The following is a 26,461-nucleotide window of genomic DNA, read 5'->3' as shown; positions in this document are numbered from 1 at the left end:
GTTGTAGATCGCTTTATTATCGATTAATTCAATAGTAAAGCATTAAAACCAGCTTGGATAAAATGACGATCAGAAGTTAAAGCATCTTTCAAATTGTGTTCATCCATAACCGAAAAAGAAATACAATCAATTAATCCCCATTGTTTATCTTGACGGGATTCAAACAACTTTAAAATGGCTTGAATAAATGCAGTATCGAGAAATATTTTATTCATCATCAATCTTATTTTTCGGTGTACCATAAAGATAGTGAGCGTGTTCTTCTGACCAATCTTCAGGCTCTTCAATAATTCCAGCCATTTCTTCCAAGGTATCCCAAGTATTTGATTTTTTTCTAACTTCTATGGTTGTCAAAATCATCTGTGCGATCGCTTTTTGCTCTGATTCTGACAACTTAGATACTTTATCAATTACGTCTTCGAGTTGTTTGATCATTATTTATTATTGAATTAATACTAACTATGTTAATAAACATAGCAATCCGTCTATCTTAATATTTTTAAACACTTCAAAAAACTTAACCTAATTCCTTGAGATTCCTAAGATAAGTTTAAATTCGCCCCCAAAATAGAAAAACTGCCATAAGATGCAAATTAACGACTTATTTGGGAGCAAATATGACAGCAACATTAGTAGATGATCAAGAAGTTGATGCCAAAAAAACATCTTTAAAAATAGCAATTCCCAGAGAAATTTACCCCAATGAATGTCGAGTTTCTGCCACCCCCGACACCGTCCAAAAATTGCAAAAACTCGGTTTTGAAGTGTTAGTAGAAACAGGGGCAGGGGAAAAAGCCAGTTTTGACGATCGCCTTTATACCTCTGCAGGATGTAAAATAGTTGAAAATAGAGAAAAATTGTGGCAAGAAGGAAACATAATTCTCAAAGTACGTCCTCCCGAACCAGAAGAAATAGAATTATTAACAGAAGATAAAACCCTCATCAGCTTTATATATCCGGCCCAAAACCCCGATTTGTTGGCACAACTAGCCGAAAAAAAAGCCACCGTATTCGCCATGGATGCAGTGCCTCGTATTAGTAGGGCTCAAAAATTAGACGCTCTTTCTAGTATGGCAAACATCGCTGGTTATCGTGCCGTCATCGAAGCCGCCAATAATTTTGGTAGATTTTTCACAGGGCAAATTACCGCCGCAGGAAAAGTACCCCCCGCCAAAGTCTTGGTAATTGGGGCTGGGGTGGCAGGATTAGCCGCTATTGGGGCTGCCAAAAGCCTTGGGGCAATAGTTAGGGTGTTTGATACCCGCTTGGTGGTAAAAGAGCAAATCGAGAGCCTTGGGGGAGAATTTTTGGAGATAGAATTTGCTGAAGATGGCTCTGGGGAAGGGGGTTACGCCAAAACCATGAGCAAGGAATTTATTGACGCAGAAATGGCTTTATTTGCCGAACAAGCGGAGGAAGTAGATATAATAATCACCACTGCCCTTATTCCCGGGAAACCTGCCCCCAAATTGATTACCGAGGAAATGGTGAAAACCATGCGCCAAGGTTCGGTAATTGTGGATTTGGCTGCCCAACAGGGGGGAAATTGTGAGGTGACAAAACCCAATGAAATCTATCAATATCATGGGGTGACAATTATTGGTTTGACAGATTTACCCAGTCGCATGGCGAGTCAATCTAGCCAGTTGTATGGTACTAATTTATGGCATTTGCTTAAGGATATGGGGGGTAATGATAAGTTTACAGTTAACCTTGAGGATGAAGTAATTCGGGGCGCATTAGTTACTTATCAAGGGGATGTGACTTTTCCCCCACCAAAAATTGCTCAACCTTCCCCTGCCACTGCCGTAAAATCTGAGGCGAAAATTGTTTCTTCTTCTGAAAAGCAACAGAAAAAGGGTGCTAGTGGTTTAGTGTGGCTGATACTAGGAATTGCCTGTTTAATAGGTATTGGTATCGGGGCGCCAACGTCTTTCCTATCCCATTTCACTGTGTTTATTTTGGCTTGTTTTGTGGGTTGGCAGGTGATTTGGAATGTTGCCCCTGCTTTACATACTCCTTTGATGAGTGTCACCAATGCCATCAGTGGCATTATTATCATCGGTGGTATGTTACAAATTTCTGGAGATATTTTTTCTCCTACTACTATTTTAGGGGCGATCGCAATTTTGGTGGGTACTATCAATATTTGTGGGGGATTTTTAGTAACTCAAAGAATGCTCAAAATGTTTAGACGAATTGATAATTGATAGGAGAATAAATGGTTAACTCAACAGAAAAATTAACTAATTTACAAGCAAAAATTAGGGAAATAAAAAAGGAAATAGAAGACAAATATCAAATTGAAGAACTAGGTTTATTTGGCTCTTATGTTAGGGGAGAAGAAACCGAAGACAGTGATATTGATATTCTAATTAAATTCCATTCCCATCATAATCTTGGCTTGTTTAAATATTGTGAATTACAAAATTTGTTGAGTGAAAAATTAGGAAAAAAAGTAGATTTGGTAATGAAAGATTCTATCAAAACTCACATAGGTAAATATATTTTAGATGAGGTTATTTATCTATGAAAAGAGAATTAAAAGACTATATTCTTGATATTCTCAATGCCATCAATAGTGTTGAAATGTTTACCAAGGAATATGATTTTGATTCTTTTTGTGAGGATGACAAAACTAAATTTGCTGTAATATATGCTATCCAAATTATTGGCGAAGCTAGTAACAAAATATCTATAGATTTACAAAATAAGTATCCTCAAATTCCTTGGAAAGATGTCAGAGGAATGCGTAATTTAATCGTTCACGAATATTTTGGGGTTAATTTGCTGGTTATTTGGAACACCATCAACAATGATTTACCTTCTTTAAAACCAATCATAGAAGATATGCTCGAAGATTTAACTACCTATTAACAAGAGGCTTAAGCCCCTTGATAAATCCATAATCCCTTACATCAAACAATTAACTTAATTAAACATACAAAATACATTGTAAAAATATGAATTCCAATTTGATTACCGTCGCTTATATCGGCGCTAGCTCCTTATTTATCCTCAGTCTGGCAGGATTATCTCAACAAGAAACCGCTAGAAAAGGTAATATATATGGCATCGCTGGAATGGCGATCGCATTTATCGCCACCGCATTCAGCCAACAAGTAAGCAACTATAGCCTTTTAATCGGCGCCATCATTCCCGCCGTCATCATCGGTGCAGTATTAGCTTCACGGGTAGCCATGACATCTATGCCCGAATTAGTGGCAATGCTCCATAGTTTTGTGGGTTTAGCCGCCGTATTGGTGGGCATCGGCAACTATCTACAACCCGAAACAGGGCTACTCCCTGCCGAAGAATTTATCCATCAAATCGAAATCTATGTAGGGGTATTCATCGGCGCCGTCACCTTCACAGGCTCAATTATCGCCTTTGGGAAATTACGCGCTATCATTAGTTCCAAACCTCTCATGTTACCAGCCCGACACTTTCTCAATCTTGGTATGTTGGGGGCGACTTTTTACTTAGGCTATAACTTTCTTAACACCGAAACAGGATTGCAACCCCTCCTCATCATGACAGGGATTGCTTGTTTACTAGGTATCCACCTTGTGGCAGGAATTGGCGGCGCTGATATGCCCGTGGTGATTTCCATGCTTAACAGTTATTCTGGATGGGCAGCCGCCGCCGCTGGTTTTATGTTAAATAATGACTTGTTAATTATTACAGGGGCTTTGGTGGGCAGTAGTGGTGCCATCCTCAGTTACATTATGTGTAAAGCCATGAATCGCTCGTTTATCAGTGTGATTCTCGGTGGTTTTGGGGAAGGTAATAGTAATAAAACTGCCTCTGGAGAAAAACAAGAGGTAGGAGAAGCGGTGGCAACTAACATCGATGAGGTGGCGGATATGTTAGTAGAAGCCAGAAGCGTTATTATTACCCCCGGTTATGGTATGGCAGTAGCCCAAGCCCAACATGGGGTATCAGAAATTACCAAAATTCTTAAAAGTCGTAAGGTAAATGTGCGTTTTGGTATTCATCCCGTGGCGGGGCGTTTACCAGGGCATATGAATGTACTATTAGCCGAAGCCAATGTTTCCTATGACATCGTTTTGGAAATGGATGAGATTAACGAAGATTTCCCCGAAACCGATTTAGTGTTAGTGATTGGGGCTAATGATACTGTTAATCCTAGCGCATTAGAAGACCCTCAAAGTGCGATCGCAGGTATGCCCGTATTAGAAGTCTGGAAAGCTCAAAATTGCGTAGTCATGAAGCGTAGTTTAGCCACAGGTTATGCAGGGGTAGATAATCCTTTATTTTATAAAGAAAATACCAAAATGCTTTTTGGTGATGCCAAAATTAACGTTGATTCTTTGTTGGTTGCCCTACGGGAAAAAACTGCTAAAAAAGGAAAAGTTTTAGTCTCTACATAGGGATTAATAAAAAAGTTTTTTAGTGAGGGGGGCAAGAGGTAGAAGGTAGGTTATCTATTTTCAATCATCCATAACCCTCACCTTCGATACTTCCAGTTTCTTATTCAGTGCCCCCTGTCTCAATCATGATTGCCAAAATTCCATCGCCCCTTCTGGTAATTGTGCTAGTAAATTATCAAAGGCTTCTTCATCTACGTGTCTTCTCAATGCTTTGGCAACATCTCTAATTGCTGTTTTTGTAGAAAAATTATGATCATTTCGCAGCAACTTTACTTCCTCTGTCATTTCCTCAAGACTTGCAAATGGCTTCTTTTCCTCATCCACATCCCAATCACTCACAAATAAAGCCCTTAGACAAATGGGTAAAACATGGGCAAATGCGATCGCATCTTTCGTGGAAAGCCGACGACGAAATACTTGAAAAACCCCCTGAGTCATAGTATATGTTACATGGGTACTCCAAAAACCTGCCGTATCCCGTGCATCCACAAGATAGTCGTAAAATTGGTCAGAAGCTCGTTGATATTCTGCTGGTACAGGCATATTACGTTTAACTTAACTCAACAATTTTTAAATTCACCAATAACATTCTCTCATGTACGGTAAAAACATAAGCTATCATAACTGACAGTGTCGAGAAAAAGAGGAAATAATGTACATTTTAATTGGTGGTGCAGGAATGACGGGCTTAGAATTGGCAAAAGCCCTACTAGCCATAAATCATACTGTAGCAGTTATAGACGCTGATCCTCTTGCTTGTCAATATGCCAGAGAAAAAATCGGGGTAATGGCTTTTGAAGGTAGTGCAGTAAATACCACCTTACTAATGGAAGCAGGTATCCGTAAAGCAACCTCCGTCATTGCTGCCCTGCGAGAAGACGCCTTAAATTTAGCCATGGTAACTCTCTCTAAACATTATGGAGTACCCCAAATTGTAGTGAGGATGAATGATAGTGATTTTTATGAGCCTTACCTTTTAGCCGGTGCTACCCATATCATTAGTACCACTCAACTAGCTATTAATCGGATGATAAATGCGATCGAATATCCCCAAGTCGATGCTATGATGCACTTTGAACAAGGACAAGTAGAGGTTGTAAAACTTTCTATTCCAGATCAATGTTATATTGTAGGTCGTAGTCTTGCCGAACTAGCACAAGACCCTCGTTTCCCAGCTGGAACCCTTATTATTGGTTATCAAGCTCACCCCCACGAAGATTTAATGATACCGAATGGTAATACTATCCTTGAAAAAGGATCAACTATCCTTGCGGTAACAAAACCAGACTTAGTCAGAAAAGTAATTGACTTTATCTCAATGTGTGCTTAATATTCGTCTTTTGTGACAAAAATACAAGAAAAAATAAGGGGTAAAAACCCCTTGTGTAATATTATTCATTGTTTAAGCAAAAGACTGATTTTGAGGATTTTTCCACCTACTTTGTAGTCTTTTAATAGATGAGTCAAGATATTGTTTTTTAGGATTAAATTGCTTATTATTTTTCTGGTTATAAGGAATGTTTTTATTAAGTAGGGCAGGGGTAGAGCTATAATCAAGTACATTATTTTCTACTTCTATTACATTCTCTTGATTTATCTTACTGATTAAGACTTCAAAATTAACCAAGTTACCGTTATCGTTAATTATTTTCTGTCTTGATTGACAATAAAAATAATTACAATAAACTTGATCAAGTTTTGTTGTTCTATCAATCACCCAATCCTCAATAGTTACTCCCGTTAAATCTGCTTTTGCAAAATCTGCACCCACAACATTAGCATTACTTAAATCTACATTAGTTAAATTACTCTGGACTAACTTTGCATCCATTAAATTAGCCTGAGTGAGATAAGAGTTACTTAAGTTAGTATTCTGCAAAATTGCTAATTTTAAATCTGTAGTTTAGACTAAATGTAGAGAGGAATGAGAAAAGAAAAGAGATAAAAGGAAAATAGAGAGAAAATATAAATAAGCAAAAATAAAATCTTCTCTCTATGAACAAATATAGCAGACTGGAAAATTTCCGTCATGACACCTATGAAATGTTAGTCAAAGGTAAAGATGCCACTTTTCAATTGATGGATAGTGTTATGACCACGGAAAATGCTCGTAGTTTGGCAGATTTTTCTTTATCACCTTTTTTCCATCGGCAATGGTGTAGTACCTATGAAGCCATAAAAGATTGTCGTCCGAACAGCAACAAATTGATGAAACGATATATTCAAGAAATAGACACCTTAGAATATACATTACTAGGTATAGATCATACTCAGTGGAAGTTTGAAGATAGTCCCACCATGAAAGATAGAGGTTATCAATATTCTTCGTCATCCATCAATTCATCGGTCATAGGACAAGGATATAGCACCATCGCTTGGTTACCACCATTGAATGAGAAAGGAAGTTGGGCATTACCTTTAAGACATGAAAGAATCACATCCTTTGAAAATCCTCTGGGTAAAGCAACATGGCAACTAAGGCAAGTGTGTAGAAAATTGCCAGAAAATAAACCGAAATTGGTGGTGTTGGATTGTGAGTATGGCAATGGCAAATTTATTAAGCAAACCGCAGATATTGAAATCAGTAAGTTGATTAGAGTACGTTCTAATCTATGTCTTTATGGTAATCCTCCAGCCTATAGCGGTAGAGGCAGACCGAAAAAACATGGGGCAAAGTTGAAATTAAATCAATGTGACCATTTTCCCCATGCCCATGAAATATTAGAAATGGAAGACTCATCCCTAGGAACAATACGGATGAGTAAATGGAAAGAACTTCATTTCTACAATGCCCCTTCACAAAAGCTAACCCTGTTTAAAATTGAACGATTGAAGCAGAAAAAAACTGGTGCTTTACATCGCCCACTGTGGTTAATCTGGGTGGGAGAGCAATTTTTATCTTCTTCCAATATTTGGATTCAATACAGCCGACGATTTGGTGTGGACCACTGGTATCGTTTCGCCAAGCAAAGATTACATTGGACGTTACCCCATTTTCGCACCCCTGAGAGTTGTCAAAGGTGGAGCAATTTAATTGTCAATATTACTTGGCAGTTATGGTTATCCAAGGATTTAGTCAAAGAATATCATCTGCCATGGCAAAAACCTCAACAGAATTTAACCCCCGGAAGAGTGGCTCTGTCTATGACTTCATTATTGATGGACATTGGAAGTCCTACCCTTTCTCCTAAAAGTCGAGGAAAATCCCATGGTTGGCCTAAAGGTCGAAAAAGAAATAAGGCTAAAGTCTATCCCATGGTTAAAAAGCGTTTATCCAAGACTAAAAAAAGACGAAAAAAATAACTTTTAAGCCATTATTAAATTCGTTTATCTTCTTTTTGAGCTAATCTTTGTTAGCTTACTTATTCTCTTACAATTTTTTCTTAGTCTAAACTACAGTTAAATTCGTTTTAATCAAATAACATTCCATCAACTTAGCCTTAGTAAGATTACTATGACTTAAATCAACTCCGCTAAAATCTGTGTTACTAATATGGCTTTTTTCTAAATTGATATTTGCCATATTAGCTTTACTAAAATTACTATTATCAATAATCGCTTCGGTTAAATTTGCTTCCTCAAAATTTGCATTACGACAATTAGCATTACTCAAATTAACACCAGCTAAATTTGCTCTTGATAAAATTGCCCAACTCAAATTAATATTCCTTAAATCTTGTTTTGTTAGATCAACTCCGCTTAAATTTGGGATAACATCGGGATTTTCTTTTCTCCATTGATTCCACTCAAAAATACTGTTAGAAAGGATTAGACTTGTTGGAGTATTCATGGTTTTAATATTTTCTTAAGATTTAGCTACATATTAAAAGATATTTATTGGTTTTGTTGTAATAGTCAATACATTTTTTCAAAAATCATAAATTAGACTTTATGCGATGTTCTAAAAATATATTATCAGTGTCAATAGACAAATAATATGTATTATTAAAGTATTTGTATTTACTTCAAAAAAGTGTAAAAGTAATCAAAAAATAAATTTATTTTCTAATAAATACATTAAATAGAATGCTTTCTCATTAAGGAAGATTATTTTTTAATAAATTATTTAGTATTACTATAAGTAAGTGGGCATAATTAAATCGATTTAGGCAAGGGGTTTAAATCCCTTGTTCATAAGAGTCTTAATAAAACAAGAGCTATAATTAATTTCGCCAACCTACTTACTATAAATAATAGTTTTAGCTGTGAATAAGAAAAAAGTGACAACTATAACTTTTATGTTGTATGTTTTTCAAGGTACAATTGCCTTACAAAAATAATCAGTAATAAAAAGAAAAATTATGGAATGGACATCAGAAGCAGAAGCAAAATTGAAAGAGATACCCTTTTTTGTACGCCCCGCAGCAAGGAAAAAGATTGAAAAGTTTGCCCAAGAAAATGGAGAAACAACTATTACCGTAGAAGTTTATCAACGGGCAAAAGCCAAGTTTAATTAGGCTGAGATTAAGAGTAGGTATAGCCGTAAATTAATAATTAACAATCAATTCTTAATGTATAAGAATCTAAAACAGGGTTGTTTTTTATGGATTGTCGATCATAATAAGGACAGAATCAGATTAAATAAAAGATGTATGGATAATTTACAATTGTGGCAACGTTATCAAGATTGGCTTTATTATCACGAAGGTTTGGGGCTTTATATTGATATAAGTCGCATGGGTTTTGATGATGATTTTTATAATAGTCTGCAACCCAAATTTGTTGATGCTTTTGATGCGGTACAGAAATTAGAACAAGGGGCGATCGCCAATCCCGACGAAAAAAGAATGGTAGGGCATTATTGGTTACGCAATGCAGACATAGCACCTAATCAAGAAATCAAAAAAGAAATTAACGATAGTTTAGCAAAAATAAAAGCATTTACCACAGATATTCACTCAGGCAAGATTACCACCCCCAACGGAGAAAAATTTACTGATTTACTATCTATTGGTATTGGAGGTTCAGCTTTAGGTCCTCAATTTGTATCTTCTGCCCTGACAGACACCCATCCTCCTTTAAAGATTCATTTCATTGATAACACAGATCCTGCAGGAATCGATCGCACTTTAGCCGAAATTGGAGACAAACTAAAAACTACCCTAGTGTTAGTAATTAGTAAATCTGGTGGCACCCCCGAAACCCGCAACGGGATGCTAGAAGCCAAAAAAGCCTACGAAACTAAAGGATTAAACTTTGCTGATTATGCTGTAGCTATTACCATGATGGATGATACCAGTAAATTATATAAAGTTGTTCAAGAAGAAAAATGGCTTAATTGTTTCGCCATGTTTGATTGGGTAGGGGGGCGCACCTCAGAATTATCCGCCGTGGGATTGTTACCTGCTGCCCTCGAAGGCATCGACATCCAAGCCATGTTAGACGGGGCAAGAGAAATGGATATGGCTACCCGTATCCCTGATGTGAAAAAGAATCCTGCAGCCCTCCTTGCCCTTGGTTGGTATTATGCAGGGAATGGTAAAGGGGAGAAAGACATGGTAATCTTACCCTACAAGGATAGTTTATTGTTGTTTAGCCGTTATTTACAACAGTTGGTGATGGAGTCTTTGGGTAAAGAAGAAGACTTGGACGGTAATAAGGTTTATCAGGGTATTGCTGTATATGGTAACAAAGGTTCAACGGATCAACACGCTTACGTACAACAGTTGAGGGAAGGGGTTGCTAATTTCTTTGTTACTTTTATTGAGGTATTAAAAGATAGGGCTGAAAATTCCTTGGAATTAGAGCCTAACATCACCAGTGGTGATTATCTCTCGGGCTTGTTACAGGGTACTAGAAAAGCTCTCTATGACAATGGTAGGGACTCCATTACAGTAACCATTAATGAAGTTACACCAAAAATGGTAGGTGCTTTAATTGCACTCTATGAAAGGGCTGTAAGTATTTACGCTTATCTAATTAATGTGAATGCCTATCATCAACCTGGGGTTGAGGCTGGTAAAAAGGCAGCTGCTTCTATTTTAGATTTACAAAGGAGAGTTTTAGAAGTAGTTAAAAGCTCTAATAATTCTTTGACAATTGCTGATATTGCTAATAAAGTTGATCCTCAAGAAGTAGAAGCTATTTATAAAATTTTACGCCATTTAGAAGCTAATAATAGAGGAATAATTCTTAAGGGCGATCGCAAAGGGAGCGGCTCCGCAGGACTCACTATACCTAGCCAATTAACAGTCAATTATCATCAGTAAATATAACCATTAAAGTTCCCTATTATGGGAACTTGACGAGATAATTTTGTTGTTCAAGTTTTCTGTAATGGGATCTAATATCGAAAAATAAATAAACTAGAAATAAATTATTTATGTAAAAAAATAGATGAAAAATATCATCAAAACAATATGGTTTTATATTAAATTTATCATTTTTTCTCCCCTATTAATTTCTTATTATTTGACCACAGAAAAAGAATTAATAAAACAGGATATAACAAAGTGGGTTGAATGCTTATCCATAGAAGCAAATAGCTCAAATGTTCAACTAATTCACCTACTTCAAAACGCTCCAGAATATCGTAACTTATATTACTTTCGTTTATCCAAAGGAAATTTATCCGCCAAAATAGCCATGTATATTTTGAAGATAATTTATCGTCCCTGTGGTTATTTTTTCCTAGACCAATCCTGTAATATTGGTGGGGGATTATTCATTCAACATGGATTTAGTACGATTATCATGGCAGACATAGGAGAAAACTGCTGGATAAACCAACAAGTAACCATCGGCTACAAAGATAAAACAGGCCGACCAAAAATTGGTAATAATGTCAGAATTACCGCTGGGGCAAAAGTATTCGGTAATATCGACATCGGTGATAACGTAGTAATCGGTGCCAATGCCGTAGTGACTAAAAACGTTCCCCCTAACTGTGTAGTGGTAGGAATACCAGCTTATATTATCAAAAAAGATGGGGAAAAAGTAAGACAAGAGTTAGTATAAAAATAATCAGCCATGAGTAACTATTTTGAAACAGAAATTATGCACGCATTATCAATTCCCACTTGGATAGTTCATGTTTCCAGTGTCATTGAATGGATTGTCGCTATTTGGTTTATCTGGCGTTATGCCGAAGTGACAGGGGAAGATAGTTGGCGTTGGTTGGCATGGGGTATGTTACCTGCATTAATTAGTGCCATGTGTGCGTGTACTTGGCATTTTTACGACAATCTTCCTAGTTTAGAGTGGTTGGTTACTATTCAAGCCTTAACCACCGTTATCGGCAACTGTACCCTTTGCTTAGGTGCTTGGAAAATTTGGAGTTTCGCCCGTACTACCGAGGAATAATAGACAATCTGTGCAGAAATTTGTTAACCCCAGCGCCCCTTAAAACAAATCAGACCATTACATTTTCTATTTTGAGATTTCCTGTAAAAAAATAGCCTCGAAAGAGCAATCGATAACTTAGACAAAATAATAACAGAGATCACAGAAAAATCTGAAAAATATCTGAAGATCCAACCATAATGAGTTAAGATCCTTAACATAGAAAATCTTAAATTACTATAAAAAAATTTTAACGGAGGCAATTTATGGCTTTAGTTCCTATGAGACTTCTGCTCGACCATGCAGCAGAAAATGGCTACGGCATCCCCGCATTCAACGTTAACAACCTAGAGCAAATTCTTTCTATCATGGAAGCAGCTCACGAAGCTGATAGTCCTGTAATTTTACAGGCTTCCCGTGGCGCTCGTAAATACGCTGGAGAAAACTTCCTTCGTCACCTAATTTTAGCAGCGGTAGAAACCTACCCTCATATTCCTGTTGCTATGCACCAAGACCATGGTAACAGCCCTGCAACCTGTTATTCTGCTATCCGTAATGGGTTTACCAGCGTTATGATGGACGGTTCTTTACAAGAAGATGCTAAAAGCCCTGCGACTTTTGAGTATAACGTTAATGTAACTGCAGAAGTTGTCAAAGTTGCTCACTCTGTAGGTGCTAGTGTAGAAGGAGAATTAGGTTGTTTAGGTTCTCTCGAAACTGGTATGGGTGAAGCAGAAGATGGTCATGGTTTTGAAGGAAAATTAGATCATTCTCAATTACTAACCGATCCTGAAGAGGCCGTGGAATTCGTAGAGCGCACTCAAGTTGACGCTTTAGCAGTTGCCATTGGTACCAGCCACGGTGCTTACAAATTTACCCGTAAGCCTACTGGGGAAATCCTAGCTATCAGCCGTATCGAAGAAATTCACGCTAAGTTACCTAACACCCACTTAGTAATGCACGGTTCTTCTTCTGTACCCCAAGAGTGGTTAGATATGATTAACGAATACGGTGGTAAAATTCCTGAAACCTATGGTGTACCTGTAGAGGAAATCCAAAAAGGTATTAAGAGTGGTGTTCGTAAGGTAAATATTGACACTGACAACCGTTTAGCTATTACTGCGGCAATCCGTGAAGCGGCAGCTAAAGATCCTTCTAACTTCGATCCTCGTCACTTCTTGAAACCTTCTATGAAGTACATGAAACAAGTATGTTTGGATCGTTATGAGCAATTCTGGACTGCTGGTAATGCAAGTAAAATCAAGCAAATTGGCTTAGATGAGTTTGCGGCTAAGTATGCTAAGGGTGAATTAAGTGCTACTACCAAGAAAACCGTAGCTGTATAGTTTTAACTCTGTAGTATAGTCTATGGGGAGCGATTCATTTCGCTCCTTTTTTTTGTGTTTCACTGTTTGACACTTGACGATCTCAGTTAAACTAAAAGATAGAGGTTTATTGTTATTTATTAATTGCGTAATGAGTGAAGAGAAGAATAAGACGGCTTTTATTGGTGGTTTGTTATTGGGGGGAAGTATAGGTGCGATCGCATCTATTTTTTTAGCTCCTAGAAGTGGTAAAGAAAATCGTCAAATCTTAAAAAAAACTGCCCAAGCCCTACCCGAAATGGCGGAAGATTTATCCTCTACCCTCAAAATTAATAGTAGTCGTCTGTCTGCCTCTGCTCTCGATGGTTGGGAAAATACTCTCACTCGGTTAAAAGTTGCGATCGCCGCAGGACTAGAAGCCAGTGAGGAAGAAACTAATCCCAACGAAACAGAAAAAGAAGAAGAAAAATAAACATCTATGAATAATCCCATCATCTGGTTAGGATTATCCTTTGCCCTAGTAGCCATTAGCCTCTGTGCCGTTTTAGTTGCCCTCATTCCCCTCGCTCAACAATTAAGCAATACAGCCCGTAGTGCTGAAAAACTAATCGATACCCTCAACCAAGAATTTCCCGATACCCTTGAATCCCTAAAAGCCACCAACCACGAAATTACAGAATTAACAGGGGAAGTAAAACAAGGAGTAAAAAGCGTTTCCTCCGTCACTCAACAAATAGACAATAATCTTACTCAAGCCAAAAAACAAGCTAAAAATGTGCAACTCAAAAGCCGAAGTTTTTGGACAGGGTTAAAAGTCGGATTTAACACATGGAAAAATTATTCATCTTTACCCCAAGACCAAGACTCTAGCCAAGAATAACGAAAAATGCTATCATATCTTATTGTTAGTTAGCGGGATGTGGCGCAGCTTGGTAGCGCACTTCGTTCGGGACGAAGGGGCCGCAGGTTCAAATCCTGTCATCCCGATGTACAGTTGTACAGTGCCAAATTATTTGTCATCGGTGACAGATTCTTGTCGTGATGCTACATTAAGTGACGTGACGACAAATTCTTGTCGTTGAACTGCCAGTGACAAATTATTGTCGTTTTTCTTCTGGAAATCAATATTCATTCTATGAATATCATTAGTTGCAATGTTTAACATTGTCCCGAACGAAGTGCGCCTTTCAATCTATCCTTACACGATTATATCGTATTTGATTCTTTGTTTAAAGAGGAGGACTACGAGATAGATTCCTTACTTTTAAACCCCACTGTTTTTAATTTTATGGACCTAAGTTTTTCTACTTATAATAGCTTTCTGGTCAATTATATCCGTCATTTCATCTAATTTACTGTTCGCTTTTTGTGGTGGATAACACGAATATTATCCACCGCATAAATAAACTACTTCATATCAGAAATAGCACCTTTAGCCATATTCGCAATAGCCTGATCCGTTGCTTTAGGTAACTGATAATAAGTACCCCCTGCGGTTTTTGCCAACTCCTTACCGAAGCCAGTGGAGACAAATTTTTTCTCTGTGTCAATGACCAACAACTTCATGCCCACACCTCGGATTTTAGCCGCAATTTCCAGCAATTCTGCCTTAATATCAGGCTTTTCCCCTTCAGGAATTTCATCACCCAAAGAACGAGCCAAGGGAATATTCCCCCGTCCATCGGTAATGGCGACAATAACTACTTGTCCAATATCCCCAGACATTTGAGCATTCACCCCCACATGAACCGCTTGGGTAAGGGCATGGGATAGGGGTGAACCACCGCCACAGGGCAGGGTTTCAAGACGTAAACGAGCGAGGGTAATCGAACGGGTGGGGGGTAACAATACGTCTGCCTGTTCTCCTCGGAAGGGAATCAAAGCCACCTGATCTCGGTTTTCGTAGGCTTCGGTCAACAGACGCATTACAGCACCCTTTGCCGATTGCATCCGATTAAGAGCCATAGAACCCGACGCATCCACCACAAAGACGATTAAAGCCCCTGCTTTTCTCGCCAGACGTTTTGACCTCAAATCGCTCTGTTCGACGATGACACGGCGATCTGGATAGCGTTCACGGCGACTTTTTTGGTAGGGTGCAGAAGCTCGGAGGGTCGCATCTACAGCGATGCGTCTTACTTTACCCTTGGGCAACATGGGCTTGATATAGCGTCCTCTGTCATCAGAAAAAATCATGTTACGAGCGCCCGACTTCCCTTGTCGTTGCATCTGTTGGGCAAAATAAAGCACACTGGGATCTAAAATTACCCCTTCCACATCAAAGACGAATTCTTCAGGGACTTGGGGAGCTTCCTGTTCGTCTTGATTATCATCTTCATTTTGTTTATCTTCTTCCTGCTCATCCTGATTATCCTCTTGCTCGTCTTCTCCTTCATCCCCTTGATCCTGAGATGGTGGTGGTGGCGGTGGGGGGGGTTGCATCTGGTCTTCGGGGGGTTGCTCCTGCATCACGGTGGAACGGGGTACAATGACCAACTCGACGGCTTTACGTAGATCATCAGCACTAACGTTATTTCTACCCTCAAGGGCGGCGGCAGCCATGGCTACTCGGACGGCAAAAATTTCGGCTCTATGTCCTTCTACTACTCCTCTAAGAGCTTCCTGCACTAAATATTTTACTTGTTCGGCACTGATCTGTACTTCTTTTATCCATTCCCTTGCCAAGATTATCTCGGTGCGTAGGGCATCCATATCTTCGTCATACTGTTGGAGGAATTTGATAGGGGAAGAAGCATAGTCGATAACTTGATCTACCGCTTGGACTCTTTCATCTAGGGCTAAGACTCCATCGGCACTAAGGGCGATCGCAATGCGGTCTAGTAAATGTTCTCTCAGGGTACCTTCTTCGGGGTTGTAGGTGGCAATGAGCAAAGGTTTACAAGGATGAGAAAAACTAATGCCCTCCCTCTCAATTTGGTTTCTGCCATCGGTTAACACCGTTAAAAGTTGGTTAGCAATTTGATCATCAAGAAGGTTTAATTCATCGATATATAAAACCCCTCGATGGGCTTTGGCAAGTAATCCTGGTTGAAATACTGGTTCACCCTGTTTTACCGATTCTTCCACATCCACCGAACCCAAAAGTCGATCTTCGGTGGCATTGAGGGGAATTTGCACAAAGGGTGCCGCTATTACTTCCGTAGGAATTTCTTCCCTAGGAGTGTCTCCATATTTTTCGAGGGTTTCGTTATCCCATTCCTCTCGATTATCAGGATTACAGTTAAAGCGACTGCCTTTGATCACTTCAATGGGGGGTAAAAGGGCATGAACTCCTCTCGCCATAACCGATTTGGCTGTACCTCGCTTACCTGCGATCGCCACTCCCCCCAAACCAGGATCAACGGCGGCCAAAAGCAAAGCCGTTTTGATGGCTTGTTGTCCGATAACTGCCGTTAAAGGAAAATTTATATCTTTAGTGGTTAATGTTGGCATTAATAATTAATATAGCTTTTTGAAATGGTCACTTTTAATGTATCAAACCTATATTCTACCGTACATTGTTGATTGACTCGATTTGTTGACTATCGAGCATCTAAACTCTGTTAATTATCTTTTTATAGAACCCATTTGGTATCTCAGGAAGCAGTGAGTCTTTTTAAAAGTAATCGAATAAAACATAGGTTGACTTTTTGGGTGGAGTTGAATAAGGTTCTTTCAAAGTTTTTGACCAAATTTTTACATCTTTCCATCCAAGCACCATTATCTTTCAATGATCCATCTTGCTTTGACTACCACAAATCCTTTTTTTCCTTCTGATTTTTTTTGTTCAGAAGAGATTTTGCTTGATTTTTCGATATGAATTTTCTTTCCCATTTGTGGATAAACTTTTTCTAATTCCCTGATGATAAAATCAGGATGATAACCCGAATCCACGAGGATTGTAATTTTATGAACATTCATGGGTTTGGCACGAAAATAATCTATGTTCTCACTCAACATCATGATTAATCCTCGATCATCGGAAATACTTGCCTTTGTACAATAGAGTTGTTGCGAAATAGTAGGAGATAGCTTTAATGTTGAATATTAAATAAAGTTAATGGGATTTTTCTTATTCCTGATTTTATTTTATGCTACTTCCAAATATAAATTCCATAATCCACAAGCTGTTACCATTAGTTTGTCATCAAATTCTGGCGTTCTATTTCTATAAACTGATGATACAGCATAGTATCTTTTTACCCCTGCAAAAGCGTTCTCACATCCTACTCTTTCCCTTGATAATTCTCTATTTTCCTCTTTTTGTTCCACCGTCAACTCTCCCCCTCTCGGTTTTTTTTGAGGTAAAAAGACATTATCATACATTTTTTGCACTCCTTGAAATCCCGAATCTGCTTGTACTTTCACCATATCTGGTATTCCCCCAATCAAGTCAAATTGATCATGGATTTTTTTATCATGAATTTTGCCATTACAGGTGGGTGTTAACTGTAATATCTTTTTTTCTGGGCTTACTACCGCTAGATTTTTACGGGTGTGTCTTTTCTTTTTTCCTGAGTAATTTTCTTTTTGTTTTTTCTTGTCTTGTGGTCGATTAATCGGTCTTTCCACCCCGTCAATCATCACTCTTTCCACATCGGGAAAATATTCCCTGAACTCTTGAATTGTGCTAATTTTCCTTTTTGGCAATACCTGTTTTTCATTTAATGTTTTTTCTAAAACCTCTTGTAGTTTATGACTCCATCGATAAGCTTGACTTCGGTCACAATCAAAGAGAATAGCAGCTAAATCAAATGTTGGATAACATTTTAAATAAAATAGAATATAGAAAAGTTTCTGCTCAATGGTTTTGAGATGAGATTTTCGACCTCCGCCAAAGCGTCTCTGACGAGAAGAGTCACTTTTTTGTGATAATGAAAGATAAACCGACTCAAAACTGACTAATAAATCATCAAATGCCTTGCGATTCAATCCTGTGGTGGCTCTGAGGAGTCGATCTTGATTAAGTATTTTGTCAATATTTAACATTCTACTTCTTTTTACTTAGTCAGTTTTCTCTATTATCTCCTATTTCGCAACAACTCTAATAAGTGAAAAAGGGAAAGCCAAGACTGTCTACTGCTAAATGTCTTTTTATACCATTGGTGAGTTTATAACCACAGAATCCTCTACTCTCTACCCCCGCATTACAAGTATTTTTCACTGCTTGAGAATCGATGATAATTAATCGAGTCCAAGTGGATTTTTTTTTACTTTTTCTCTTAATTGCTTGTGAAGTTCACACATCACTGTTTCAAAGACACCTTCTTTTTTCCAGTTTTTATAATGCCAATAAACGGTAGAATAAGGAGGTAAATCCTTTGGTAAATCAGACCAATTACAGCCATTTTTGAGTTGATAAAAGATACCATCCCAAATTTGTCTTTTAGACCACTTTGGTGGACAAGTTCTTTTTTTCTTTGGTAATAGAGGTTTAATTATTTCCCATTCTTGATCACTTAGACTGCTAGAGTAAGCCATTATTCCATTTATCAATTTGTTCCTCTCAATATTCTACTAGATACCAAATGGCTTCTATAAAATTTCTAGTTCAATACTGAGATTTGAGGAGATTTAGTCACTTGTCTAATGAATGCCACATTTGATAGTATACTTTCCATTCGACAAAATCCATATCGTCACCCAAAACTCCTTTTTTAAATTGTTCATAAAATTGCTCCGATGACATTTTGTATTGTTGCTCAATGTTGTCAATTTCTGTCAAAAAACGTTTCTCAGTGCAAAAATAAAGCTATTACTATAAGAACCTTCTTTAGAGATAAAAGTTAAAATTTGAAGTTGATTGAGTATCTTTTCTTGAGTAGCCATTGTTCTATTACATTTTTTAATTTTAAGTTAATTGAATTGCTATCTAGTTATCCGTATTTTAGCTACATTCATAATAATTTTGTGGAGTAATTATTTATGTTTAATAAATGAAAATTAGTGGGGAATGCATCACTCTAAGTTGTTAAAGGGGAAATAAACAATTAACAGCTACCCCTAAAAAATATAGTTATTTAAGTAAGTTTTCAGACAGTTTGGCTAGCTAAAACCCCTATTATATAAATCTTTTAAAATTTGGTAGTGTCTCATTTTTATCTGGAGTGACTATAACCCTCTTTTGTCACTTTCCGAGAGAAAAAGTGGCAAAAGAGGGTTATAATTAATCATGATTTGGCTAGGAATTGATCCAGGGTTGGCGATTATCGGTTGGGCTATATTGGAGGGCGATGATATGGTTAGTCCCTCTTTAGTCGATTATGGCATTATCGAAACGAGCAAAAAACAACCCACTGGGGAAAGGTTGCAAGAGATAGAAAGTGATTTTAATGATTTATTTCACGAGTTTAAGCCGAATCATGTGGCCATTGAAATGCCTTTTTTTAGTCGCCAAATCAAGGCAGCGGGGGGAGTATTACAGGCGTTGGGGGTAATTCATCTTGTGTGTTATCGAGAGGGAAATATCATCCCCAGTTTTTTACATCAATCAAGCTGGAAAGCTCATTTAGTCCATGGTAGAGCCACAAAGGAAGAAGTCGCGGAGGCTTTACAAAGTATTTTTGAGTTGGATTCTTTGCCCATTGATGATAGTGTAGATGCGATCGCCATTGGTTATGCTGCCTATTGTGGACTAGAAAATCAAATCAAATAACAACGTAACAAAACTTTACATAGCCAAACAAATTGACCCACATTCAAAGAGAGAAACTAGAATGTAGGTGGTTGTTCAAGGACAAAAGTACAATGGTTACATTACAAGAAAACCCTTTAAGAGCGGGTTTAAAACAAGCTAAAACTCCAGAGCCTCTTATTCTGACGATTTTTGGGGCTTCAGGAGATTTGACCCAAAGAAAGTTAGTACCGGCTCTGTATCAGTTAAAAAAAGAGGGTAGGTTGCCCGGAGAAATGACCATTGTGGGGGTTGCTAGACGGGAATGGAGTCATGATTATTTCCGTGAGCAAATGAAACAAGGTATCGAAGAATTTTCCGATGGCATCGCCAATGAAGAGTTATGGAACGATTTTGCGGAGGGTTTGTACTATTGTCCTGGCAATATGGACGAACCTGAAAGCTATTCCAAGTTAAAAGATTTTCTCGAAGAATTAGACACAAAAAGAGGAACTAGGGGAAACCGAGTTTTTTATCTCGCCGTATCACCCCAATTTTTTCCCCCAGCTATCAAACAGCTAGGCGCCGCAGGGATGTTAGATGATCCCATCAAGCATCGTTTGGTTATTGAAAAGCCCTTTGGCAAAGACTTGAGCAGTGCGCAAATACTAAACCGCATTGTGCAAAAAGTTTGTCGAGAGGAGCAAGTATATCGTATCGATCATTATCTTGGGAAAGAAACAGTACAAAATTTGATGGTATTTAGGTTTGCTAATGCCATTTTTGAGCCATTATGGAATCGTAATTTTGTCGATAATATCCAGATTACCGTAGCCGAAACCGTTGGGGTAGAAGAAAGGGCAGGTTATTATGAATCTGCAGGGGCGTTGCGAGATATGGTACAAAACCACCTCTTACAGTTATTTTGCCTTACCGCCATGGAAGCCCCCAATGGTATTAATGCCGATAGCATTAGGGGAGAAAAGGTGAAGGTTTTACAATCCACTCGATTAGCGGATGTTAAAAATTTAGAAAAAAGTGCCATTAGGGGACAATACACCCCAGGATGGATGAAGGGCAAACCTGTGCCGGGTTATCGAGAAGAAAATGGAGTTAATCCCGAATCTACTACTCCTACTTTTGTGGCACTTAAGTTAATGATTGATAATTGGCGTTGGCAGGGTGTCCCTTTTTATTTACGGACTGGAAAACGATTACCCAAAAAGGTTTCAGAAATTGCTATTCAATTTAAAAACGTACCTTTAACAATTTTTCCTTCGGCAGCCCACCAAACTAACCCCAATATTTTGGCCATGAGGATTCAACCTAATGAGGGAATTTCTCTCAGGTTTGAAGCGAAAGTACCGGGGGCAGAATTGCGCACTCGTACGGTGGATATGGACTTTAGTTATGGTTCATCTTTTGGGGTAGCCACCACTGATGCTTATCATCGTCTGTTGTTGGATTGTATGTTGGGAGATCAAACTTTGTTTACAAGGGCTGATGAAGTGGAGGAGGCTTGGCGTATTGTTACCCCTGCCCTGACGGCTTGGGATGCGCCTTCGGCTCCTGATTCTGTGCCTCTCTATGAAGCTGGTACATGGCAACCCCCCGAAGCGGAATTTTTACTTAACCGTGATGGTAGAAGATGGCGCCGTTTGTAGAGAAATTTTTTTTCTTTTTTTTGATGACCAATTATTATTAGCAATTATTGATTATGACTACTCCTTTAGTTTCTTTACAAGCTCCGAAAGATGTTGATCTCGATTATATTGACAGTGAGCTGAGGCAAATTTGGCAAACCTATACGGGGAATAGTGAAGGGTTGGCGGCCACTAGGGCTTCTACGTTCAGTTTTTTGGTTTATGAGCCTGAGCAAACTCAGCCCCTTTTGGCGGCTTTGGGCTTTTATACTGGGCCTGTGGATGGCATTGCTGGCCCTCGCACGACTTCGGCTATTAGGGGAGCGCAAAAGGAATATGGTTTTGAGGTGACGGGGGTTTCTAACTCTGATTTATTAGCACGGTTACAGCAGGAATACGAGACTATTGAGGCGGAGGGTAAGGTTAATTTACGAGATCAATCTATTCTCAAGCAGTATTCTCCTGATGGGGAGGGTGCTGGGATGGCCGATGCGATCGCCTCTGTAAACCCCTGTAGAATTATTACTTTATGCCCCACCACTGGGGAAGATAGGGGGGTTAAGGCTCAAGTATCTGCTTATTGTCCTGTTAATAAACGCTCTTCTACGAGTTTGATTTGTTGTGAATATATCAGCGTGACGGGGGTTTCTTCCGCCCTCGAGCGCATCGGCGGGGTGATTTCGGAGTTGATGATTCCTGATTTGCCTAAATACGTTTGGTGGAAGGCAGGAATTGATACTGATTATAGTTTATTTCAACGGTTACGCTCAGAGTGCGATCGGCTTATCATCGACTCTAGCACCTTTGTAGAGCCAACCGCAGAATTAGAACGTATCGCTCAATTTATTACCCAAGATACTCCTATCATCGACCTAAATTGGGCTAGAATCGCCCCATGGCAAGAGTTAACCGCCGAAGCCTTCGATCCCCCAGAGCGTCGTAGCGCCATTTGGGAAGTAGATGAGGTGACAGTGGACTACGAAAAAGGGAATAAAACCCAAGCACTGATGTATCTCGGATGGTTAGCCAGTCGTCTCAATTGGCAACCCGTAGCCTATAGTAACGAAACAGGGGACTATGACATCACCAAAATTAAGTTTCTTAGTTCTGAAGGCAAGGAAATTAATACAGAATTAGCAGGAATACCTCTAGCAGATTGGGGTGATATTTTAGGGGATTTAATCAGTTTAAAATTAAGTTCTACCAACCTACAAGCCGATTGCTGTACGGTATTATGCTCCAATACCACGGGCTGTATGCGCATGGAAGCAGGAGGGGGCGCCCAAGCCTGCCGTATTCAACAGGTAACATCTTTGGCAGATCAAGATACCGAACACCTTTTAAGTCAACAGTTACAAGGAGGGGGCAAGGATACTCTTTATCAAGAAAGTATGGATGTCACCGCTCAAATTTTGGCTTTGAGAAACTAAGATTAAGTCGGGACGTTTAACAAAACGTCCTTTCTGTTGATTTTCATAAGTATAAAAAATATTGATTTTGATGGATAAAGCTCAATTAGGTTCATTAACAGCGAAAGACGGTTTTCTAAATGAAGAAAATATTTGTGATAAATTTAATTCATGGTCTACCGACGAAGATGCCAAACAGTGGCTATCTATAATGGGCTATAGTCCACATGAAATAAGCCACATAAATGCTGTAAGAATTCCCGTTCAAGTTTCCCAGCAAAAAATACAAGAGCTAGGGTTATTATGTGAAAAATATGAGGATAGTACTAAACACAAAAAAGCTGATATACAGGTTCAGTTAAAAAGACAAATAGATGACAGTTTGTATATAGAAAATATTTCCCTTAAAAAATCTAATAAATCAGCGGGGTTTAATCAAATTGATAAACGTCCAGTTTCTACTTATAAAAGAATGTGGAACTTTGATAATGAAATAGAAATGTGGCTAAAATTGTTTACGGGAGAAAATTTGCCAAAAAACTTTGTTAACTCTAATCAATTGACATCGATAAAAGATCAACGAAGATTATTTTTTACAGAAATGCCAGATAGTATAGTGAACAAAATTGTTAATTTTTTTGAGCAACATAAGTTTGTAGTAATCAGTGACATAATAAAAGGTAGAGGCGGATTTAGTGCTAAATGGTTACTTGTAACGAGAAAAGACACGGAAAATCAGAATCAACTTGATTGGCTTTTACAAGACATTAATAAGGCTTGTATTTTTTTTGCTCAAGGAGAAGTAAAAATATCTCCAAAAGGTAGTTTATATATAGGACAAATAACCATGCAAAGAAAAGGTGGAACACCTGACCCCACTAGCTTACAATTCAAAATTAATCCTTTACAATTATTCAATGATTTCCATTAAAGAATTAAGATTTATCGATTTATTTGCAGGAATCGGTGGTTTTCATCAAGCCCTAAAAAATTATCAAACCCATTGTGTTTTTGCTTCAGAATGGGATAAATATTCTCAGGAAATATATTTAAAGAATTATGGTATTTTACCCCAAGGAGATATTACTAAAATACCTGAATCTGCCATACCTAGCCATGATTTGTTGTGTGCAGGTTTTCCTTGTCAAGCCTTCAGTATTTCTGGGAAGCAGTTAGGTTTTAACGATACGAGGGGAACTTTATTTTTTGATGTGGCTAGGATAATAAAATTTCATCAACCGAAATTTATCATCTTAGAAAATGTTAAAAATTTTGCCCGACATGATGATGGTAATACTTTACAAATAGTAGTTAACACTTTAGATGAAATAGGTTATAAAGTTTATTCTCAAGTGTTAAACTCTTCTTATTTTGGAGTACCTCAAAAAAGAGAAAGAATTTATATAGTTGCTTTTAGAAAAGATTTACAAATCAATAATTTTTACTTTCCAAATGGTCTTAATACACCAATTAAATTGATTGATTATTGTTTAGATGACAGTGAAATAAAAGAATTTGTAATTAATAGAAAAGATGTAAAGTTTAAAGAAAATATTAATATACTTCCAGATATTATGGGTAATTATCCTCAAAAACCGATCAGAATAGGTACGGTAAATAAAGGAGGACAAGGAGAAAGAATTTATCACCAAAATGGTCATGCCATTACCTTATCTGCTTATGGGGGAGGAGTCGGAGCAAAAACAGGTTTATATTTAATTAACAATAAAGTGAGGAAATTAGCACCGAGAGAGTGTGCTAGAATAATGGGTTTTCCTGATAATTTTATTGTCCATGAAAGAAAAAATATTGCTTATAAACAGTTTGGAAATAGTGTGGTAGTGAATGTAATTAAGGCAATTGTTGAGGAGATTTTTAGGGTTTATAATGCTTCTTTTATTGAATCTGTTTATCCAGAAAAAATAACAAACAATAAAGATTTAGCGTCCATTCTTTAATAAGTCAATAGCCGAAAACCTTTACGGACGTAGCATGCTACGTCCTCTACCTAACATTTGTCCCCATTAGCACTTAACGATAGGATTGTTTTACAGCTTGTGTTAAGGATAAAATCCGAGTTTAGGTAAGCCTAAATCTTCTGCCCATCCCATCATGAGATTCAGACATTGTACGGCTTGTCCCGCTTGTCCTTTGATAAGATTATCGATGGCAGACATAACGATAACTCTACCCGTACGAGGGTCAACTTCTATACCAATGTAACCTAAATTAGTGCCACAAGCCCATTTGGTTTGGGGATAAGTGCCATTAGGTAAAATTTTGACGAAGGGAGATGAACGATAAAAGGCATTATAAATGGTGATTAAGTCTTCTGTAACTAATCCTGGATCTCGTAAAGTGGCATAAACTGTGGAAAGAATACCCCTAACCATGGGAATTAGATGGGGTGTAAATTGAACTTTGACATCGCTACGGGCTAAATCTGAGCAAATTTGTTCTATTTCGGGGGTGTGCCTATGTTTGGCGACTCCATAAGCCCCTAGGGAGTTATCGACTTCGGCTAAGAGAAGACCAATTTTGCCTTGTCTGCCGCCCCCTGATGTGCCTGATTTGGCATCAATGATGATGGTTTCAGGAAGTATTAATCCTTGCTTAATAAGGGGAGAGAGGGCAAGTAAACTGGCGGTGGGGTAACATCCTGGGCAACCGATGAGGGAGCTATTTTTGATTTGGTCACGGTATAATTCTGGTAAGCCATAAACAGCAGTAGATGCGATCGCACTGTCATCCCTTTCTGTTTTATACCATGCGGTATAGGTATCGAGATCGGTAAAACGATAATCCGCCGATAAATCTAAAACCTTACAACCCTTCTCCACCAGCTTAGGGGCAAACTTACAAGCCAAGCCATTGGGTAAACCGAGAAACACCACCTCACAACGGGAAGCTATCTCATCCAAATCAATAGCCTCGACTTTATTTTTGATTAAATGACCTAAATGGGGATACAAATCAGCATAATCTTTTCCTGCACTACTATCTCCCCCCAAATAAACAATGTCTATCTCAGGATGTTCGGATAGTAGCTTAACCAACTGCACTCCACCATAACCAGAAGCACCGACAATTCCCACAGCAACTTTTTGCGACTCAGTCATAATCTTAATGATTTAATATATAATTCCCACTTTTGCAGAATTTTAGTACGAAAACACCACTTTTGAACGGGAATTTTCCTCAAATCATGACCAAATCTATTTTGCTCTGCATCAAATTATTTAGAGAGAATTGAGCCTTATTTATCAAATCTTAACGACTTCCTCATCTTTTTCCTATTCTTTTTAGGATAAAAAACTTGAGGATAACCCAGAGGCCGCACTTCTTGATTTTTTCTTTCCGCCTCCTTTTCCCTCACTTCTGTATAATCCAACCAATGAATGCAATCTACGGGGCAAGTATCCATGGCTTCTTGCACGATGTCTTCCTCATCACCATTTTGGTTATAAACCCGAGAGCGTCCAAAATTGTCCTCTATATAAAAAGTATTAGGGGCCACATGAACACAATTTTTACAACCGATACAAGTCACCTCATCCACATAAACACCCTTTTGACGAACACTGCCCCCCAACTCCGGCTCAAAACCACTTCTTTCAGGGTTATCACGCCAAATGCCCCCTAATTCAGGCTCAAAACCATTGTTTTCTGAAATATTTTGTTCATCAAACATAAAAAACCTCTACAAAAAATATAATGTGCGATCGCACGGCGCCAGCCTATGGCTGATAACACTGAACAAAGAAAGTGGGTAACATATTATCACCCACCATCATCA

29 protein-coding genes and 1 tRNA gene are annotated in these 26,461 nt (G+C 38.2%); 19 read left to right on the top strand and 11 right to left on the bottom strand.

Annotation, left to right across the window (positions count from 1 at the left end; translation table 11 throughout):
• Window positions 1-23: 23 nt before the first annotated feature.
• A complete protein-coding gene (locus A5482_RS12190; protein ID WP_201150090.1) occupies window positions 24-218 on the bottom strand; it encodes a hypothetical protein in 195 nt (64 codons plus the stop codon).
• Window positions 208-435 (bottom strand): hypothetical protein, encoded by a 228-nt coding sequence (locus A5482_RS12185; protein ID WP_069791520.1) that lies wholly within the window; start codon window positions 433-435, stop codon window positions 208-210. Before A5482_RS12185 ends, A5482_RS12190 begins: the two co-directional genes overlap by 11 nt.
• Before the next feature lie 182 nt (window positions 436-617).
• Here A5482_RS12185 and pntA point away from each other — a divergent pair, with 182 nt between their 5' ends.
• From pntA to pntB, 4 genes are all read left to right on the top strand, one after another.
• A complete protein-coding gene (pntA, locus tag A5482_RS12180; RefSeq protein WP_069791521.1) occupies window positions 618-2,210 on the top strand; it encodes a Re/Si-specific NAD(P)(+) transhydrogenase subunit alpha in 1,593 nt (530 codons plus the stop codon).
• 11 nt (window positions 2,211-2,221) lie between these two features.
• Complete coding sequence (locus A5482_RS12175) at window positions 2,222-2,533, top strand: nucleotidyltransferase family protein (protein ID WP_069791522.1); 312 nt, start codon at window positions 2,222-2,224, stop codon at window positions 2,531-2,533.
• The gene (locus A5482_RS12170; protein ID WP_069791523.1) at window positions 2,530-2,877 is read left to right on the top strand and encodes a HepT-like ribonuclease domain-containing protein; all 348 of its coding nucleotides are present in this window, start codon (window positions 2,530-2,532) and stop codon (window positions 2,875-2,877) included. Before A5482_RS12175 ends, A5482_RS12170 begins: the two co-directional genes overlap by 4 nt.
• Before the next feature lie 86 nt (window positions 2,878-2,963).
• Window positions 2,964-4,394 carry a Re/Si-specific NAD(P)(+) transhydrogenase subunit beta gene (pntB, locus tag A5482_RS12165; RefSeq protein ID WP_069791524.1) on the top strand — a complete coding sequence of 477 codons (1,431 nt, stop codon included), beginning with the start codon at window positions 2,964-2,966 and terminating at the stop codon, window positions 4,392-4,394.
• A gap of 123 nt (window positions 4,395-4,517) precedes the next feature.
• Here the strand turns inward: pntB and A5482_RS12160 are convergent, their stop codons facing one another.
• Window positions 4,518-4,937, bottom strand: a complete 420-nt coding sequence (locus A5482_RS12160; RefSeq protein WP_069791525.1) for a DUF2267 domain-containing protein — start codon at window positions 4,935-4,937, stop codon at window positions 4,518-4,520.
• 109 nt (window positions 4,938-5,046) lie between these two features.
• Between A5482_RS12160 and A5482_RS12155 the strand changes: the two genes are divergently transcribed.
• Window positions 5,047-5,724 carry a potassium channel family protein gene (locus A5482_RS12155; RefSeq protein ID WP_069791526.1) on the top strand — a complete coding sequence of 226 codons (678 nt, stop codon included), beginning with the start codon at window positions 5,047-5,049 and terminating at the stop codon, window positions 5,722-5,724.
• A 72-nt stretch (window positions 5,725-5,796) separates the two neighbouring features.
• Here the strand turns inward: A5482_RS12155 and A5482_RS12150 are convergent, their stop codons facing one another.
• Window positions 5,797-6,273: a pentapeptide repeat-containing protein gene (locus A5482_RS12150; RefSeq protein ID WP_071891725.1), complete on the bottom strand. Its 477-nt coding sequence runs from the start codon at window positions 6,271-6,273 to the stop codon at window positions 5,797-5,799.
• A gap of 116 nt (window positions 6,274-6,389) precedes the next feature.
• Between A5482_RS12150 and A5482_RS12145 the strand changes: the two genes are divergently transcribed.
• Window positions 6,390-7,697, top strand: coding sequence for an NF041680 family putative transposase (locus A5482_RS12145; protein WP_446684771.1), 1,308 nt, complete (start codon window positions 6,390-6,392; stop codon window positions 7,695-7,697).
• 85 nt (window positions 7,698-7,782) lie between these two features.
• Here the strand turns inward: A5482_RS12145 and A5482_RS12140 are convergent, their stop codons facing one another.
• On the bottom strand, window positions 7,783-8,184 hold the full coding sequence (locus A5482_RS12140) for a pentapeptide repeat-containing protein (protein ID WP_069791574.1): 402 nt from the start codon (window positions 8,182-8,184) through the stop codon (window positions 7,783-7,785).
• 511 nt (window positions 8,185-8,695) lie between these two features.
• On the opposite strand from A5482_RS12140, the gene A5482_RS12135 reads away from it, so the two are divergent.
• From A5482_RS12135 to A5482_RS12100, 8 genes are all read left to right on the top strand, one after another.
• On the top strand, window positions 8,696-8,851 hold the full coding sequence (locus A5482_RS12135; protein WP_069791575.1) for a protochlorophyllide oxidoreductase: 156 nt from the start codon (window positions 8,696-8,698) through the stop codon (window positions 8,849-8,851).
• 135 nt (window positions 8,852-8,986) lie between these two features.
• Complete coding sequence (locus A5482_RS12130; protein ID WP_069791576.1) at window positions 8,987-10,603, top strand: glucose-6-phosphate isomerase; 1,617 nt, start codon at window positions 8,987-8,989, stop codon at window positions 10,601-10,603.
• 127 nt (window positions 10,604-10,730) lie between these two features.
• Window positions 10,731-11,351: a serine O-acetyltransferase gene (locus A5482_RS12125; protein ID WP_069791577.1), complete on the top strand. Its 621-nt coding sequence runs from the start codon at window positions 10,731-10,733 to the stop codon at window positions 11,349-11,351.
• Window positions 11,352-11,390: 39 nt separating this feature from the next.
• The gene (locus A5482_RS12120; protein WP_069791583.1) at window positions 11,391-11,696 is read left to right on the top strand and encodes a DUF2499 domain-containing protein; all 306 of its coding nucleotides are present in this window, start codon (window positions 11,391-11,393) and stop codon (window positions 11,694-11,696) included.
• Window positions 11,697-11,941: 245 nt separating this feature from the next.
• Window positions 11,942-13,021 (top strand): class II fructose-bisphosphate aldolase, encoded by a 1,080-nt coding sequence (gene fba / locus A5482_RS12115; RefSeq protein WP_069791578.1) that lies wholly within the window; start codon window positions 11,942-11,944, stop codon window positions 13,019-13,021.
• 130 nt (window positions 13,022-13,151) lie between these two features.
• Window positions 13,152-13,472, top strand: a complete 321-nt coding sequence (locus A5482_RS12110; protein WP_069791579.1) for a YtxH domain-containing protein — start codon at window positions 13,152-13,154, stop codon at window positions 13,470-13,472.
• A 6-nt stretch (window positions 13,473-13,478) separates the two neighbouring features.
• Complete coding sequence (locus A5482_RS12105; protein ID WP_069791580.1) at window positions 13,479-13,880, top strand: DUF948 domain-containing protein; 402 nt, start codon at window positions 13,479-13,481, stop codon at window positions 13,878-13,880.
• A 33-nt stretch (window positions 13,881-13,913) separates the two neighbouring features.
• Window positions 13,914-13,987: transfer RNA gene (locus A5482_RS12100), tRNA-Pro, on the top strand.
• A gap of 420 nt (window positions 13,988-14,407) precedes the next feature.
• Here A5482_RS12100 and bchD read toward each other — a convergent pair.
• The 4 genes from bchD to A5482_RS12080 form a co-directional block, all read right to left on the bottom strand.
• The gene (gene bchD, locus A5482_RS12095; RefSeq protein ID WP_069791581.1) at window positions 14,408-16,453 is read right to left on the bottom strand and encodes a magnesium chelatase ATPase subunit D; all 2,046 of its coding nucleotides are present in this window, start codon (window positions 16,451-16,453) and stop codon (window positions 14,408-14,410) included.
• Between the two features lie 267 nt (window positions 16,454-16,720).
• The gene (locus tag A5482_RS12090; RefSeq protein WP_446684770.1) at window positions 16,721-16,963 is read right to left on the bottom strand and encodes a hypothetical protein; all 243 of its coding nucleotides are present in this window, start codon (window positions 16,961-16,963) and stop codon (window positions 16,721-16,723) included.
• A 126-nt stretch (window positions 16,964-17,089) separates the two neighbouring features.
• Window positions 17,090-17,989, bottom strand: a complete 900-nt coding sequence (locus A5482_RS12085) for an IS5/IS1182 family transposase (protein ID WP_069790049.1) — start codon at window positions 17,987-17,989, stop codon at window positions 17,090-17,092.
• A 195-nt stretch (window positions 17,990-18,184) separates the two neighbouring features.
• Complete coding sequence (locus A5482_RS12080) at window positions 18,185-18,481, bottom strand: transposase (RefSeq protein ID WP_446684769.1); 297 nt, start codon at window positions 18,479-18,481, stop codon at window positions 18,185-18,187.
• Between the two features lie 691 nt (window positions 18,482-19,172).
• On the opposite strand from A5482_RS12080, the gene A5482_RS12075 reads away from it, so the two are divergent.
• The 5 genes from A5482_RS12075 to dcm all read left to right on the top strand — a co-directional run bounded on the left by A5482_RS12075 (window position 19,173) and on the right by dcm (window position 24,623).
• Window positions 19,173-19,655 carry a crossover junction endodeoxyribonuclease RuvC gene (locus A5482_RS12075; protein ID WP_069792075.1) on the top strand — a complete coding sequence of 161 codons (483 nt, stop codon included), beginning with the start codon at window positions 19,173-19,175 and terminating at the stop codon, window positions 19,653-19,655.
• 92 nt (window positions 19,656-19,747) lie between these two features.
• A complete protein-coding gene (gene zwf, locus A5482_RS12070) occupies window positions 19,748-21,277 on the top strand; it encodes a glucose-6-phosphate dehydrogenase (RefSeq protein ID WP_069792076.1) in 1,530 nt (509 codons plus the stop codon).
• A 53-nt stretch (window positions 21,278-21,330) separates the two neighbouring features.
• Window positions 21,331-22,686: a glucose-6-phosphate dehydrogenase assembly protein OpcA gene (gene opcA / locus A5482_RS12065; protein WP_069792077.1), complete on the top strand. Its 1,356-nt coding sequence runs from the start codon at window positions 21,331-21,333 to the stop codon at window positions 22,684-22,686.
• Between the two features lie 70 nt (window positions 22,687-22,756).
• Complete coding sequence (locus tag A5482_RS12060; RefSeq protein ID WP_069792078.1) at window positions 22,757-23,596, top strand: hypothetical protein; 840 nt, start codon at window positions 22,757-22,759, stop codon at window positions 23,594-23,596.
• The gene (gene dcm / locus A5482_RS12055) at window positions 23,583-24,623 is read left to right on the top strand and encodes a DNA (cytosine-5-)-methyltransferase (RefSeq protein WP_069792079.1); all 1,041 of its coding nucleotides are present in this window, start codon (window positions 23,583-23,585) and stop codon (window positions 24,621-24,623) included. The genes A5482_RS12060 and dcm overlap by 14 nt, the downstream gene beginning before the upstream one ends.
• A gap of 102 nt (window positions 24,624-24,725) precedes the next feature.
• On the opposite strand, the gene argC is transcribed toward dcm, so the two are convergent.
• On the bottom strand, window positions 24,726-25,784 hold the full coding sequence (gene argC / locus A5482_RS12050; RefSeq protein WP_069792080.1) for an N-acetyl-gamma-glutamyl-phosphate reductase: 1,059 nt from the start codon (window positions 25,782-25,784) through the stop codon (window positions 24,726-24,728).
• 137 nt (window positions 25,785-25,921) lie between these two features.
• Complete coding sequence (locus A5482_RS12045) at window positions 25,922-26,356, bottom strand: ferredoxin (protein ID WP_069792081.1); 435 nt, start codon at window positions 26,354-26,356, stop codon at window positions 25,922-25,924.
• Between the last annotated feature and the right edge of the window lie 105 nt (window positions 26,357-26,461).

Origin of the sequence: Cyanobacterium sp. IPPAS B-1200 (assembly GCF_001747005.2) — a bacterium.
GTDB lineage: Bacteria > Cyanobacteriota > Cyanobacteriia > Cyanobacteriales > Cyanobacteriaceae > Cyanobacterium.
Note: the sequence above shows the minus strand (reverse complement) of the source record. Positions and strands in the feature narration are given on the sequence as shown.